The sequence below is a fragment of the Lysobacter sp. CC-YZS074 genome (assembly GCF_056739745.1).
Genome location: NZ_CP200301.1, coordinates 2,690,931 through 2,706,220, shown reverse-complemented (window position 1 = coordinate 2,706,220; position 15,290 = coordinate 2,690,931). Strand labels below are relative to the sequence as shown.

At 71.7% G+C, this 15,290-nt stretch carries 11 protein-coding genes; 7 read left to right on the top strand and 4 right to left on the bottom strand.

The window, feature by feature from the left end:
• Position 1 precedes the first annotated feature (1 nt).
• The 5 genes from U8331_RS12240 to tkt all read left to right on the top strand — a co-directional run bounded on the left by U8331_RS12240 (position 2) and on the right by tkt (position 8,192).
• Complete coding sequence (locus U8331_RS12240) at positions 2-1,054, top strand: vWA domain-containing protein (protein WP_481132979.1); 1,053 nt, start codon at positions 2-4, stop codon at positions 1,052-1,054.
• Positions 1,051-2,781 (top strand): VWA domain-containing protein, encoded by a 1,731-nt coding sequence (locus U8331_RS12235; RefSeq protein WP_481131301.1) that lies wholly within the window; start codon positions 1,051-1,053, stop codon positions 2,779-2,781. The genes U8331_RS12240 and U8331_RS12235 overlap by 4 nt, the downstream gene beginning before the upstream one ends.
• 122 nt (positions 2,782-2,903) lie before the next feature.
• Positions 2,904-4,547, top strand: coding sequence for a BatD family protein (locus U8331_RS12230; RefSeq protein WP_481132978.1), 1,644 nt, complete (start codon positions 2,904-2,906; stop codon positions 4,545-4,547).
• 125 nt (positions 4,548-4,672) lie between these two features.
• A complete protein-coding gene (locus U8331_RS12225; RefSeq protein WP_481131300.1) occupies positions 4,673-5,995 on the top strand; it encodes a dicarboxylate/amino acid:cation symporter in 1,323 nt (440 codons plus the stop codon).
• A 205-nt stretch (positions 5,996-6,200) separates the two neighbouring features.
• Positions 6,201-8,192, top strand: a complete 1,992-nt coding sequence (gene tkt / locus U8331_RS12220; RefSeq protein WP_481131299.1) for a transketolase — start codon at positions 6,201-6,203, stop codon at positions 8,190-8,192.
• A gap of 143 nt (positions 8,193-8,335) precedes the next feature.
• Here tkt and U8331_RS12215 read toward each other — a convergent pair whose 3' ends face one another.
• The 3 genes from U8331_RS12215 to U8331_RS12205 all read right to left on the bottom strand — a co-directional run bounded on the left by U8331_RS12215 (position 8,336) and on the right by U8331_RS12205 (position 12,259).
• A complete protein-coding gene (locus U8331_RS12215) occupies positions 8,336-9,577 on the bottom strand; it encodes a putative bifunctional diguanylate cyclase/phosphodiesterase (RefSeq protein ID WP_481131298.1) in 1,242 nt (413 codons plus the stop codon).
• Positions 9,574-10,800, bottom strand: coding sequence for an HD-GYP domain-containing protein (locus U8331_RS12210; protein ID WP_481131297.1), 1,227 nt, complete (start codon positions 10,798-10,800; stop codon positions 9,574-9,576). Before U8331_RS12210 ends, U8331_RS12215 begins: the two co-directional genes overlap by 4 nt.
• Before the next feature lie 157 nt (positions 10,801-10,957).
• A complete protein-coding gene (locus tag U8331_RS12205) occupies positions 10,958-12,259 on the bottom strand; it encodes a GGDEF domain-containing response regulator (protein WP_481131296.1) in 1,302 nt (433 codons plus the stop codon).
• Positions 12,260-12,416: 157 nt separating this feature from the next.
• On the opposite strand from U8331_RS12205, the gene U8331_RS12200 reads away from it, so the two are divergent.
• Positions 12,417-12,788, top strand: a complete 372-nt coding sequence (locus U8331_RS12200) for a BlaI/MecI/CopY family transcriptional regulator (protein WP_481132977.1) — start codon at positions 12,417-12,419, stop codon at positions 12,786-12,788.
• Entirely contained in the window at positions 12,775-14,154 is a 1,380-nt protein-coding gene (locus tag U8331_RS12195) for a TonB family protein (protein WP_481131295.1), read from the top strand. Before U8331_RS12200 ends, U8331_RS12195 begins: the two co-directional genes overlap by 14 nt.
• Positions 14,155-14,241: 87 nt before the next feature.
• Here the strand turns inward: U8331_RS12195 and U8331_RS12190 are convergent, their stop codons facing one another.
• Positions 14,242-15,021, bottom strand: coding sequence for a S1/P1 nuclease (locus U8331_RS12190; RefSeq protein WP_481132976.1), 780 nt, complete (start codon positions 15,019-15,021; stop codon positions 14,242-14,244).
• Positions 15,022-15,290: the final 269 nt, after the last annotated feature.

The window sequence follows — 15,290 nt, the reverse complement described above, 5'->3', positions numbered from 1 at the left end:
GCTGTCCTCTACGGTGGCTTCGGTGGTGCCGGGCTTCGAGGGATTCGCCTGGCCCTGGCTGTTGCTGGCGTTGCCACTGCCGTGGCTCGCGCGGCGCTGGCTTCCGGCGCGTCGCAGCGGTGCGCCGGCGTTGAGGGTGCCGTTCGTGGACCGGCTGGATCGGTTGGACCCGGGCGGAATGGCGCCCTCGGGCGCCCGGCTCCGCTGGTTGCCGTGGCTTGCCTGGGGCCTGCTGTGCGTGGCCGCCGCCCGTCCGCAGGTGTTGGGCGAGGCGGTGCAGCCACCGCAGGCGGGCAGGGAGCTGATGCTGGCGCTGGACCTGTCGGGCAGCATGAGCGAGCCCGACATGCAGCTTGGCGGCCGACCGGTCGACCGGCTCACCGCGGCCAAGGCGGTGCTCGCCGACTTCCTCGACCGCCGCGTTGGCGACCGGGTGGGGCTGCTCGTGTTCGGCCGCCGCGCCTACGCATTGACGCCGCTGACCTACGACCGCGAGAGCGTGCGCCAGCAACTGGCGGACAGCGTGGTGGGCCTCGCGGGGCAGGAAACCGCCATCGGCGATGCGATCGGACTGGCGGTCAAGCGCCTGCCGGGCGACGCCGCCCAGGCCGCCGAGGACGCGCCGGATGGTGCCCGGGGCGACCCGCCAAGGGTGCTGGTGCTGCTGACCGACGGGGTCAACACCGCCGGCCTGCTGGAACCGCTCAAGGCGGCCGAACTCGCGGCCGACGCCGGGGTGCGGGTGCATACCATCGCCTTCGGCGGCGAGGGCTCGCTGTCGCTGTTCGGTTTCCAGCTGCCGATGGCGGGCGCCGGCGACGAGATCGACGAAGCCACCCTGCGCAGCATCGCCGAAGCCACGGGCGGCCGGTTTTTCCGCGCGCGCGACACCGGCGAACTCGCGGGCATCTATGCCGAGATCGACCGGCTCGAGCCGGTCGAACGGCCGGGCGAAGCGGTGCGGCCGCGCGAGGAACGCTACGCCTGGCCACTGTCCGCCGCCTTCACGCTCGCACTGCTGGCGTTTGCGTGGCCGCGACGGAGGCGGGGATGATCCCGGAGCTTTCGGCGCTGCACTTCCTGCGTCCGGACTGGTTCTGGGCGCTGCTGGCGTTGCCGTTGCTGCTGCTCGGTTGGCGCGCGCGGCAGCGACTCGACAGCCCCTGGCGGACCGCCGTCGATCCGCATCTGTTGCCGGCGCTGCTTGCCGGCCGGGGTGCTCGGGCCACCTGGCTGGCACCGGTGCTCGGCGCCTTCGGGTTCCTGTTGGCGGTACTCGCGTTGGCCGGCCCTAGCTGGCGCCAGGTCGAGCAGCCGCTGTGGCAGAGCCGCACCCCGCTGGTGATTGCGCTCGACCTGTCCGCCACCAGTCTCGCCGGTGACCTGCCGCCTACGCGGCTGGCCCAGGCCCGCGCCAAGCTGGCGACCCTGCTGGCCGAACGCGAAGGCGGGCAGGTGGGGCTGGTCGCCTACGCCGGCGATGCCTTCACCGTCGCCCCGCTCACGGCGGACGCGGCCAACGTGGCGTTGTTCCTCGACGCGCTGCATCCGCGGGTGATGCCGGTGGACGGCCAGCGCGGCGATCGGGCGATTGCCCGGTCCGCGCGTCTGTTGCGCCAGGCGGGGTTCGAGCGCGGCCATATCCTGCTGCTGACCGACCATGCCGACGCCGACGCCCGGCAGGCCGCGGCGGCGGCCCTGGCCCAGGGCTACCGGGTGTCGGCGCTCGGGTTGGGCAGCGCGCAGGGAGCGCCTTACCGCCTGCCGGGTGGCGGATTCGCGACTGCACGGCTCGATGCCGGTTCGCTGCGCCGGCTTGTCTCCGCCGGGGGCGGCGGCTACGCGACCATCAGCGCCGATGGTGCCGACCTTGCCCGGCTGGGTGTGCTCGACCCGACCGGCGGTGCCGGCGACAGCCTCCAGGGCGAAACCGGCCGCAGCTGGCAGGACGAAGGCTTCTGGCTGTTGCCGCCGCTGATGCTGCTGGCGTTGCTGGCCTTCCGCCGCGGAGCGCCGGTGCTGGTGCTGGTGTTGGCATTGTGGCTGCCGGGCACGCCCGTCCGGGCCGCCGAGCTGTGGCAGCGCCCCGACCAGGCCGCGCACGAACAGATGCGACGTGCCGCGCAGGCCTATCGCGAGGGCGACTTTGCCGCGGCTGCCGGCCTGTATGCGGAGGTGGATGGCGCCGACGCCCACTACAACCGTGGCAATGCGCTGGCGAAAGCAGGCCGGTACCCGCAGGCTATCGAGGCCTACGAGCAGGCCTTGCGCCAGCAGCCGGGAATGGAGGATGCGATCGCCAACAAGCGCGCGGTCGAGGCGGCGATGGAACGGCAGCGTTCGCAGGGTTCCCAGGGAGAGCAGGGCCGGCAGCAGCCGGGTGAGCGGGGCGAGCCCGGAGACGGGCAGGGGTCGGATGCCACCTCCGGCAAGCCGTCGCCGGATCCCGCCAGCGCCGAGCGCGGCGACGACCCGTCCGACAAGGGGCCGCCGTCCGACCCGGAGCAGGCGCCGCCGGAAAGCGTGGGCGATCCCGACGAGCAGGAGGCGGCCGACCGGGCCCAGCGCCAGCGCATGCAGGCAGCGCTCGAGCAGGCCGGTCACGGTGACCCGCCACCGGCAGGGCCGCCGCGCCCCGGGGAAACCGCGCAGGAGCGCGAGCGGCGCTTGGCCAACGAGGCGTGGCTGCGGCGCATTCCGGACGACCCGGGCGGGTTGCTGCGCGAGAAGTTCCGGCTCGAGTACGAGCGTCGCCGGATGCAGGACGGATGGGAGCCATGATGACCAGGGAGTGCGATTACACCGACGCCGCAGGCACGTCGACCTGCGGGTCATCGATGGGGCAACGCCCGGTCCTGCGCCGACCATCCGTGCGCTCGGCGGGGCAATGGCGCCCCGGCCGGATGCTGCTGCAGGCCGCGGTGCTGCTCCTGCTGTCGCTGGCCAGCCTGTCCGTGCTCGCGCAGGCGCGCGCCTGGCTGGATCGCGACCGCATCGCGTTCGGCGAGACCGTGACCCTGAACATCGAAACCGGAAACAGCGCTCCCCCCGACTACACGCCGCTGGAAGCCGATTTCGATATCAGCGGACGCAGCAGCAGCCGTCGGGTCGAGCTGGGCAGCGGCGGCATGACGACGCACACTCTGCATGCGGTCGCGCTCAGGCCCCGCCGCGACGGCGTGCTCACCGTCCCTGCGCTCACCGTCGGCAACGCCACCACCGCGCCGCTTTCGCTGGTGGTGACGCCCGCCAGCAGCGGCACGCCGGCACGCGCCGATGGCGACGTCTTCCTCGAAAGCCGGCCCGACGACCGGGACCCGTACGTGCAGCAGGCGGTCGGCTGGGTGGTGCGGCTGTACTCGGCGGTGCCGCTGGTGTCGGGGCAGCTCGACCAGCCCTCCCCCGACGACGCATCGCTGCGCCAGGTCGGCGAGGACGCCCAGTACACGCGCGAGATCGACGGCCGCCGGTTCACCGTCATCGAGCGCCGCTACCTGCTGATCCCCGAGCGCAGCGGCAAGGTCACGGTGCCAGGTGCGGTGTTCGAGGGGCGCGGTGCGACCGGGTTCTTCGACGACCTGCTCGGCCGGCGCGGCGAACTGCGGGCGCAGGCGCCACCCCAGGTGATCGAGGTCAGGCCGGCGCCGTCCGGTGCACCGCAGCCGTGGCTGCCCTTGCACGACCTGCAGTTGCGCTACCAGAGCACGCCGCAGGCACTGCACGTCGGCAGCGCGGCCACGCTGACCGTGGAGGCCGTGGCGGACGGCGCCAGTGCCGCGCAGATGCCCGAACTCGAACTGCCGCCGATCGACGGCGTCCAGGTGTTCGCCGAGCCGGTGCAGGCCGACGAGCGTTTCGTCGACGGTCGGCCGCAGGTCACGCTCACGCGCAGGTTCTCGTTGGTGCCCACCCGCGGCGGCGATGTCACCTTGGCCGGGCTCGAACTGAACTGGTGGGACGTACGTGCCGGCCGGGCCCGCACCGCGCGCCTGCCTCCGCTGGAGTGGCAGGTCGAAGGCAGTGCGGCCCCTGCGCCGGGCAACCCCCCGACGCCGGTACCCGCCGGAGCGGAATCCGGTCCCGTGGCTCCGGCGGAGGCCGCCGGGGACACGGGGCGCGGTTGGATCCTGGCCGCGCTGCTGTTTGCCGCCCTGTGGCTGTTCACCCTGGTGTGGGCGCTGCAGCGGAGGCCGGCCGCTCCGCCCCGCAACGACAGGCATCCGGTGGCACCCCGCGCGCCCGGCCGGCCCACCGCGGACGCGGCGATGCTGAAACGCGCGCTCGACACCGGCGACCTCGGTGACGTGGCCGAGGCCCTGCGGGTGTTGGCGGGCGCCGGCGTGCGGGACATCGACGAGGTCCGCCGCCGCTTGGCCGACCCTGCCCAGCGCGAGGCCGTCGAGGCGATGGAACAGGCGCGCTGGGGCGGCGGCGACGGGGTCGCGGCGCGTGACCTGCTGCGCCGTGCCTTCGCCAAGGGCCCGCAATGGGTGCCGGCCGGCCTCCCGGCGCCGACGCCTTTGCCGCCGCTGTACCCGCAGCGCTGAAGCCGATCCTGCGGGTGGCCGGTCACGGCACCTGGCGGTAAGCCATCCGACCCCCACGGCGAACCGGGCGGGGGCTCCCGGCGGGTTTGCTAAGCTCGAACGCTTCACGAGGGGAGCCACCGCACATGACCGAAGCCCAGACCCAGGCCAGCGCGGGCAAGCGCAACAGGATGCCGCTGCACTGGAAAATGGCGATCGGTTTCGCCGCCGGCCTGCTGCTCGGGTTGATGGCGCACTACGTGTCCGGTGCCGAGGCCGACTGGGTGCAATGGCTGACCACCTACGTGACCCAGCCGGCGGGCACGCTGTTCCTGCGGCTGATCTTCATGCTGGTGATCCCGCTGCTGTTCTCGGCGCTGGTCGTCGGCATCGCCGAGATGGGCGACGTGCGCTCGCTGGGCCGGGTCGGCTGGCGCACCCTGGCCTACACCGTGGTGGTCTCGGGCATCGCCGTGGTCATCGGCCTGGTGCTGGTGAACTGGCTGCAGCCCGGTGCCGGCGTCGACCGTGCCGCCGCCGAGCAGATGCTGCTGGAAGGCTCCGACCGGGCGGCGGCGATCGTCGGCTCCAGCGCCGACCAGCCGCAGGGCCTCAACATGCTGCTGTCGATCGTGCCCGACAACGTGGTCGCGGCCGCGGCCGACAACGCGATCCTGGCGGTGATGTTCTTCGCGCTGATGATCGGCGTCGGCCTGGTCATGACCCGCAGCGCCGCGGCCGACACCCTGCAGCGCGGCATCGAGGGCCTGTTCGAGGTGTCGATGACCCTGATCGGCCTGGTCATCAAGCTCGCGCCGTACGCGGTGTTCTGCTTCATGTTCAACCTTGCCGCGCTGTTCGGCTGGGACCTGCTGGCACGGCTCGGCGCCTACGTCGGCGTGGTGGTGCTGGCGCTGGCGATCCACATGTTCGTGGTCTATTCGGCGGCGCTGAAGTTCGCCGGTGGCTACTCGCCGGCGAAGTTCTTCAAGGGCGTGCAGGAGGCGATGGTGATGGCGTTCTCGACCGCCTCGTCGAACGCCACCCTGCCGACCGCGTTGCGCGTGGCCGACGAGCGGCTCGGCCTGCCGCGCAAGGTCTCGCGCTTCGTGCTGACTGTCGGCGCGACCGCCAACCAGAACGGCACCGCGCTGTTCGAGGGCGTGACGGTGCTGTTCCTGGCGCAGTTCTTCGGGGTCGACCTGAGCCTGGGCCAGCAGGTCACGGTGATGTTCGTCTGCATCCTCGGGGGCATCGGCACCGCAGGTGTGCCGGCCGGCTCGCTGCCGGTGGTCGCGCTGATCTGCGGGATGGTCGGCGTGCCGCCGGAAGGCATCGGCCTGATCCTCGGCGTCGACCGGTTCCTCGACATGTGCCGGACCACGCTGAACGTGACCGGCGACCTCGCCGCCGCGGCGGTGGTGTCGCGCGGCGAGATCGACCCGCCGGCGGAGCTGCTGGCGGACTAGCCTGCGGTTCGTGCTTGTGTAGGAGCGGCTTCAGCCGCGATCGTGGAACCGGCGCGGGCGCACGGCTATCCGATCGCGGCTGAAGCCGCTCCTACAACGGCCGAGTCCCTCGTTCCGATCAGGTCCCGCGCAACGACGGCCGGCGCGACACGGCCGGCGGGGGATGGGACAATCGTCGGCTCCGCCGCTTCGCCGCCAGCCGACCATGCCCAGCCCGACCCGTCGCGACCTCGCCAACGCCATCCGCTTCCTCGCCATCGACGCCGTGCAGGCGGCCAACTCCGGCCACCCGGGCATGCCGATGGGCATGGCCGACATCGCCGAGGTGCTGTGGAACGACTACTACAGCCACAATCCGGCCAACCCGAAGTGGTTCAACCGCGACCGCTTCATCCTCTCCAACGGCCACGGCTCGATGCTGCAGTACGCACTGCTGCACCTGTCCGGCTACGACCTGTCGATCGACGACCTGAAGAACTTCCGCCAGCTGGAGTCGAAGACCCCGGGGCACCCGGAGAACTTCATGACCCCGGGCGTGGAGACCACCACCGGGCCGCTCGGCCAAGGGTTCGCCAACGCGGTTGGCATGGCGCTGGCCGAGAAGCTGCTGGCGCAGCGCTTCAACCGCCCCGAGCACGCGATCGTCGACCACCGCACCTGGGTGTTCATGGGCGACGGCTGCCTGATGGAAGGCATCAGCCACGAGGCCGCGTCGCTGGCCGGCACCTGGGGCCTGAACAAGCTGGTCGCGTTCTGGGACGACAACCACATCAGCATCGACGGCGACACCGCCGGCTGGTTCACCGACGACACCCCGGCGCGCTTCGAAGCCTACGGCTGGAACGTCGTGCGCGGCGTCGACGGCCATGACGCGGACTCGATCAAGGCCGCGATCGAGCAGGCGCTGGCCTGCACCGACAAGCCGACCCTGGTCTGCTGCCGCACCACCATTGGCTACGGCTCGCCGAACAAGGCCGGCAAGGAGTCCAGCCACGGCGCGCCGCTGGGGCTGGAAGAAATCACCGCCTGCCGCGCCGGCCTGTGCTGGGAGCACGAGCCGTTCGTGATCCCGCAGGAGGTCTACGACGGCTGGCGCGTCGGCAACGCCGGCGTGGTTCGCGAGGAGCAGTGGAACCGCGCGTTCGACAAGTACGCCGAGCGCTTCCCCGAGCTGGCCGCCGAGCTGGTGCGTCGCAGCCACGCCGAGCTGCCCGAGGGTTTCGCCGCCGCCGCCGACGCGTACATCGCCAGGCTGCAGGCCGACGGTCCCGTGGTCGCCTCGCGCAAGGCCTCGCAGATGGCGATCGAGGCGTTCGCGCCGCTGTTGCCGGAGCTGATCGGCGGCTCGGCCGACCTGGCCCATTCCAACCTGACCCTGTGGAAGGGCAGCAAGTCGGTCAACAGCAGCGACCCGGACGCGAACTACGTCTATTACGGCGTGCGCGAGTTCGCGATGACCGCCATCAGCAACGGCCTGAACCTGCACGGCGGCTTCATCCCGTACGACGCGACCTTCCTGGTGTTCAGCGACTACGCCCGCAACGCGGTGCGCATGAGCGCGCTGATGGGCGCGCATGCGATCCACGTCTACACCCACGACTCGATCGGCCTCGGCGAGGACGGCCCGACCCACCAGCCGGTCGAGCACATGGCGAGCCTGCGCTACATCCCGCACAACGACGTCTGGCGCCCGTGCGACGCGGTCGAGTCGGCGGTGTCATGGCGCGCCGCGATCGAGCGCTTTGATGGCCCGAGCTGCCTGGTGTTCTCGCGCCAGAACCTCGACCACCAGCCGCGCAGCGAGCAGCAGGTCGCCGACATCGCGCGTGGCGGCTACGTGCTGAAGGACTCCAGCGGTGCGCCGGAAACCATCCTGATCGCGACCGGCTCCGAGGTGGGGCTGGCGATGCAGGCGGCCGCGCAGCTGGGTGACGGCGTGCGGGTGGTGTCGATGCCGTCGACCGACGTGTTCGACCGCCAGGACGCCGCCTACCGCGAGTCGGTGCTGCCGAAGGCGTGTCGCCGGCGCGTCGCGATCGAGGCCGGCGTGTCCGACTTCTGGCGCAAGTACGTCGGCCTGGACGGCGCGGTGATCGGCATCGACACCTTCGGTGCCAGCGCCCCGGCGGGCAAGCTGTTCCCGCACTTCGGCTTCACCGTGGAGCACGTGGTCGACGCGGCGCGCGCGCTGGGCTGAGCCCCAAGGCCGTCGATGCTGCGGGGTGTCGACGGCCGGGCAGGCGATGGTGCCGTATCGGCACCGCACGTACGTCCGACCAGGGCGCGACCCTCGAATCCGTCCGGGGCACGCCGTGCCGCCGGGCGGAACGCGCCCGTTCCCTAGGCGACCTTGCGATCCAGCGCGGCGATGAAATCCGACGCGGGCTGCGGCCTGCGGATGTAATACCCCTGCGCCCGGTCGCAACCCATCCCGGTGAGCAGCTCCAGGGTCTCCCGGTCCTCCACGCCTTCGGCCAGCACGCCCATCTGCAGGTGGTGGCCGAGATCGATGATCGACTGCACCAGCTGCTGCGAGCGCGGGTCGCGCATCAGGTCGACCACGAACGCGCGGTCGATCTTCAGCTCGGTGGCCGGGAACTGCTTGAGGTAGGCCAGCGACGAATAGCCCGACCCGAAGTCGTCGATCGAGATGGCGAAGCCTTCCACCCGCAGCCGCTCCAGCAGGGCCAGGCTCAGGGCCGGGTCTTCCATCAGCGCGGTCTCGGTCACCTCCAGGGTGACCGCCGCCGGCGGCACGCCCCAGATGTCGAGCGACGACAGGATCTGCGGGACGATGTCGCGCTGGCCGAACACGCGCGGCGAGAGGTTGATCGACAGGCCAAGCTCCGGCGCCTGGCGGCGCGCCTGCGCGATGTGGCGCAGGCTGGCGTTGAGGCTCCAGCGGGTGAGGTCGGTGATCAGGCCGGTTTCCTCGGCCAGCGGGATGAAGTCCGCGGGCGACACCGGCCCGCGTTCGGGGTCGTGCCAGCGCGCCAGCGATTCGGCGCCGACCAGCGCGCCGCTGCCCAGCTCGAGGATCGGCTGCAGGTGCACATCGAGCCGGTTTTCGGTGATGGCGTCGCGCAGCAGTTCGTACGGAATCAGCGCCGCATCGGTGCCGCTGGCGTACATCGCGCAGCGCTCATGCCCGTGCAGGGCCAGGCCATGGGCGATCTCGGCGCGCCGCAGCAGGGTTTCGGCGTCGTCGCCGTGGTCGGGGGCGACGCTGATGCCGATCGCCACCGAGACCAGGGTTTCGCGGCGGTCCAGCCGCACCGGCGACTGGAAGACCCGCAGCACGCGACCGCCGGCAAGCAGCGCGTGGTTGGGATCGCGCAGGCGCGGCAGCAGCACGGCGAACTCGCTCGCGTCGAGCTGGTGGATCTCGTCTCCGGGACGCAGCACGTCGCCGATCAGCGCCCCGGCCACGTTCGCCAGCCGGTCACCGGCGGCGAACCCGTAGGCGATGCGGAACTCCCGCAACCGCTGCAGCCGCACCAGCATCACGCCGAGCGGACCGTCCCCGGCGCCGCGCTCGTCGAGCATCCGTCCCAGCCGCGCCAGCAACTCCTCGCGCGTCACAGGAAGAGCTCGGCCGGGTCGAGCCCGTGCGCGCCCACGGGCAGCGGCCGGGTGATGTTGATCTGCTGGGCGATCGGAATGCCCTCGGGCTGCTGCATCAGGTCCAGCGGCGTGAACGGGTTTCGCAGTTGCTTGGCGGAGTCGGTCAGCAGCATCACCCGCGGGCGAAGGCGGCGGCTGGGGTTCTGGGTCATCACCACGGCGACCTCGCCGGTGCTCAGTTCCACCAGCGAGCCGGTCGGGTAGACGCCGAGGCAGCCGGTGAACTGTTCCACCAGTTCGCCCTGGTAGAGCCGGTCGCGGTTGCGGTAGAGCTCCTGCAGCGCTTCGTGTCGCGCCATCGCCGGTGCGTGCGGGCGGATGCTGGTCATCGCGTCGAAACTGTCGATGATCGCCGCCATCCGGCCCGACAGCGGGATCTGGTGGCCGGACAGCCGGTCCGGATAGCCCGAGCCGTCCCAGCGCTCATGGTGGGTGCGGACCATTTCCCGCACCTCGTCGGAGTGGCTGTCATCGCTCTCGTCGAGGATGCGCCTGGCCAGTTCGACGTGCGTGCGCACCTGACCCATGGCACCCGCATCGATCGGTCCCGGCTGCGACAGCAGCGCTTCGGGCAACTTCGCCTTGCCGACGTCGAGCAGCAGGCCGCCGCTGGCGAGGTCGACCAGCAGCGGTTCGGGCAGGCCGAGGTGTCGCCCGAAGGCGGCGGCCAGCGCGCAGCAGTTGATCGCGTGGCTGTAGGCATAGCGGCCATGGCGCTGCAGGGTGTTCACCCAGAACAGCGTGTCGGCATTGCGCAGCACGCTCTGCACGATCGGCTCGGCCGCCGCGCGCACGTCGGCGGCATCGAGCTTGCGGCCCGCCTGCACGTCCTCGAGGATCCGCGCGGCAAGCCGGGTGGCGTTGTCGTGCGCTTCGCGCGCCGCGGGGAGTTCGGCATTGAAGTCGACCCGGTCGACGTAGCGGGTGCTGCCCAGCAGCTGCTCGGCCGCCACCTTCGGCGCCCGGCGCACGGTCTTGGGCGCATCCGGCGGCGCGAGGCCACGCTCGATGTCGATCCACACCGATTCGCAATGGGCGTGCAGCCAGTCGAGCTGGTCCCGCGCGTCCACGAGGAATCCCTGCAGCGGAAACGGCGCATCCGTCCACGGCCGATCCAGCCGGCACACGTACATGCCGGTCAGGACCTGGTCCGTCCTGATTTTCAGCTCCTGCAGTTTCATCGGCAGATCGGATCCGGAGTGACACGCTTCCCTGGGCACCGCGTGGCCGCGAAGCCTTCCACGGTCAATACCATGATCACGTGGTGGGGCGCAGCGGTCGGACGGCATGGGACAACTGACCGGCGGCCGTGACACGGCCGCGTGAAGGTCGAAGCCATCATGCCGCGACCTGTGCCTGCACGGCGATACGGTTCCGGCCGGCTGCCTTGGCCAGGTACAGCTGGCGGTCGGCTTCCGACAGCAGCGCGTAGAGGTCCGGTTCGATCCGGTGGCACAGCCCGACGCTGACCGTCAGCGACAGCACCTGCTGCTTGAACGGGATATCGAGCGCGGCGATCTTCTCGCGCAGGCGTTCGAAGAACGCCACCGCCTCTTCCTCGTCCAGCCCGCTGGCCAATATGCAGAACTCCTCGCCGCCGAAGCGCGCGACCACGTCGGCGCCGCGGGCATGGGCGGAGATCGCGGCCGCCACCGCCACCAGCGCGGCGTCGCCCGCGTCGTGGCCGAAGCTGTCGTTGATGTGCTTGAAGTGGTCGATGTCGAGCATCGCCAGCGACACCGGCCCGCGTTGCCCCGCCAGCATCCGGCCGCCGGCGTCGAAGAAGTGGCGACGGTTGGGCAGACCGGTCAGGTGGTCACGGGTGGCCAGGTCCTGCAGGGTGCCGATCAGCTCCAGGTTGTCGACGTTCTGCGAGATGCGGCACAGGAACTCCTCGCGCGAGAACGGCCTGCCGATGAAGTCGTTGGCGCCGTGCTTGAGGAAGCGCGCGATCCGGGCGGTGCCGCCGCACCCGGCCGAGCCGACGATGGAGAGGATGTCGCGCGGCCGGCTCTGGCGCGCTCGGCGGGTGAACTCCACCCCGTCCATGTCGGGCAGTTCATGGTCCACCACCACCAGCCGGATCGCCGGGGTGGTGTCCAGCGCGCGCAGCCCCTCGTGGCCGGTGGACGCCTCGCGCACGCGGAACCCGTACAGCGACAGCAGGGCGGCGACCTCGGCGCGGTCCGGCCCGGGCGTTTCCACCACCATCGCAGTGACCCGGCGGTTGCTCTGCACCCGTCGCACCAGCCAGACCAGGTAGTCGATCGTGCCCGGCGTCTCCTTGAGCACGTAGTCGATGATCGGCAGCTCGGCCATCCGTTGGCGGGTCGATTCTTCGTAGACGCCGGTGACCACCACGAACGGCAGGCCGTGGCCGACCAGCAGCCGGGCGATCTGCGCATCGTCGGCGTCGGGCAGCACCAGCCCGGTCAACGCGAGGAAGAACGGCGGCTGGTTGGCCAGGACCTCGCGCGCCGCCGCGAGCGAACCCACCACCACCACTTCGAGCTGCAAGCGTTCGCGCAACTCGGCGGCCAGCATGCCGGCGTAGAAGCGCGAGTTCGCGATCAGCAGCACCCGTCGCTCGGACGGGTCGGCATCGAGCGTCGGGTGGGTCGCGGCGGGATGCTGCGGCATCGTCCGGGGCTGGCGTGGGAGATGCCCGGGTTAACGGCCGCGGTTGCGCCGGCTTGAATCGACGCCGGGTTGACAGGATTGATTACGCGCGTAATCTACATACGATTACGGATGTAAATGTGAGGGCCGGACGATGGGCGAACCGACGCCCCAATCCCTGCAGATCAGCGAAGCCGAGTCGGTCGTGATGGACGTGCTGTGGCAGCGCCACCCGCTGGGCGCCGACGACGTGGTCGGCGCGCTGGCCGAGTCCCGGCACTGGCAGGAACCGACCATCAAGACCCTGCTGAACCGGCTGCTCAAAAAGGGCGCCATCACCGCCGAGAGGGACGGCCGCCGCTACCTCTACTCGCCGGTGCTCCGGCGCGAGGACTGGCTCCTGGGCGAAAGCGAGGGCCTGCTCGACCGCCTGTTCGGGGGACGCGTGGCGCCGCTGGTCGCGCACTTCAGCCAGCAGCGCAGGCTCAGCCGCCGGGACGTGGCGGAGCTGCGCCGCCTGCTCGAGGAGATCGACGATGGACATGAGTGAAACCGTCGCCCTGCTGGTCGAGGCGACCCTCGCATCGAGCGCGGCAATCGCGCTGGCGTGGGCATTGCGCGGTCCGTTGCGTCGGCGGTTCGGTGCCGCGGCCGGATACGGCGTCTGGTGGCTGGTTCCCGCCGCGCTGCTGGCGGTGGCGCTGCCGGCGGCGGTGGCGCCGGCTGCTGCGCCGGCGGCAGCCGGCCAGGCCGGCGCAGCCATCGGAGTCGTTGCGATGTCTTCGGCGTCCGTGTTCGACCGGCCACCGCTGCAGATCGGCGCGTGGCTGGGCGGCGCGTTGGCGATGGGCGCCTGGCTGGTGGCGCAGCAGCGTCGCTTCCGCCGGTCACTGGGGCCCTTGCGCCGGCGCCCGGACGGGATGCTGCAGGCGGCGACCGCGGCCGGGTTGCCGGCGGCGATCGGGCTGCTGCGTCCGGAGGTGGTGGTCCCGGTGGATTTCGACCACCGCTACAGCGTCGGGCAGCGCGCGCTGATGCAGGCCCACGAGCTCAGCCACGTCCGCCATGGCGACCTGTATGCCAATGCGCTGGTGGCCGCGGTGCGCTGCCTGTTCTGGTTCAACCCGCTCGTACACCGGGCGGCACGCCACTTCCGCCACGACCAGGAGCTGGCGTGCGATGCGCGGGTGATCGCGCGCCTTCCCGGTTCGCGCCGTGCCTACGGCGAAGCGATGTTCAAGACCCAGCTGGCCGCGCAGCCGCTGCCGCTGGGGTGCCACTGGGGTTTCACCCATCCGCTCAAGGAGAGAATCGCCATGCTCAAGCAACCCGCTCCCACACTGGCGAGGCGCGCCGGCGGCGTCCTCGCCGTTGCCACCCTCACCCTTGCCGTCGCCTACGGAGCGTGGGCGGCGCAGCCCGCGCGGATGCCGACCCTGGTGGTCTCCGCCGATGCGGCCGACCGCGCGTTGGCTCCACTGCCGGCCGCCCCGGAGCCACCGCCCGCGCCGCCGGCGTTGGACGCCCCCTCTGCGCCGCCCGCGCCGCCCGCTCCCGAGGCACCGCCGGCACCGCCGAGCCCGCCCGCGCTGCATGCCGTTCCGGCGCCGCCGGCGCCTCCCGCCCCGCCACCGGTTGCAGGCCACCGTCTCCCGCCGCCGGCCTACCCCAAGCACGCGGCCGAGCAGGGTATCGACGGGCGAGTGGTCCTGCTGGTCGACGTCGACGCCGACGGGCGCCCGCTGGGGGTGGAGGTCGAACAGTCCGAGCCCGCCGGCGTGTTCGACCAGGCGGCGGTCGACGCGGTACGCCAGTGGCGGTTCTCACCGGCAGTGGAGGGCGGTCGCCCGGTGGCGGGACGCGTGCGGGTACCGATCCAATTCGAGGCACCCGAACCCAAGGCACCCTCCGCCTGAGGCATCCCCGCCGGTGTGTCGGGATGACGGTGTACCCCGTGCCACGCGAACGGCACGGGACGCGTCACGATCGCGCGCCGCGCGCTGTCAGCGGCCCAGCGTGTCGTCCAGCAGTGCCGCCAGGTGCGATCCGCCGCGCCGCAGCTGGGCTTCGGCGACCGGCAACCACTCGCGGATATAGCGTTCGCCGATGCGCGGCCCGGTGGGATAAACGCCAGGCCGGGTCGCCACGCGGCACGATGCCTGCGCCCAGTCCCGCGCGCCGCTGTCGTGTTCGACCGCCAGCGGCAGGGCGCGCAACCGCTGCAGGTAGGCCGCGTCGTCGAGGCCGGCGGTATTGAGCAGGCCGCTGTCCCACAGACGGTGCAGGTTGCTGCCCTCGCCGTCGGCGCTGCCGTCCGGCATGCGGATCTGGACATCGTTGCCGCCCTTGTCCTTCCCGAAGCCGGCGTGCATCGGCTGGTGCACGTCGCCGACGAAGTGGACTACGAACTTCAACGCCTGCCGTCGCGCTTCCAGCGGCTGGCTGCGGTCGCCCAGTATCGCGGCCTGCGTCCTGATCGCCTCCACCACGCAGTCGCCGCCGCGGCAGGCGCTGGCGGCCCCGTACACGCAGTCGTGCTCGGCAATGTTGACGTAGTGCCAGCGCGCGCTGCGACGGCCGAGGTCGGGGTCCTCCTCGCGCAGCCGGTCGGCCCAGTTGGCGATGCCCGGCAGGGTGGGGTCGGCCTCGCCGGCGAGCAGCGTCGCGATCTCGGCGCGGACCTCCGGGGTCAGGTCATCCCAGGCAAGCGCCGCCACCAGCCGGTGCCCCTGCGGACCCCACGCACCGGCCAGCGACGGAACCAGCAGCAGGGCGGCGAACAGGCCGCGAAGACGGGTCGCCCGGAGGGAGCGGGGACGGGGAGTGCTTGGCGTGCGGGGGCTGGCGGCCACGGATGCGGTCCGGAAACGGCGGGAGCCGGCACGGCAGGATAGCGGTGCCCGGCTTTGCCGCGCGAGGCGGGAGCCGGGCGCCAGCGACCCCCAAGGTCAGGTATGCGGGGTGGAGCCGACCTGCCGGCGCCGTCGATGCCGATATCGTGCATGGGCTAAAATGCGGCGGGTTTAACCCCACACTTTCTCCGTATCACGCC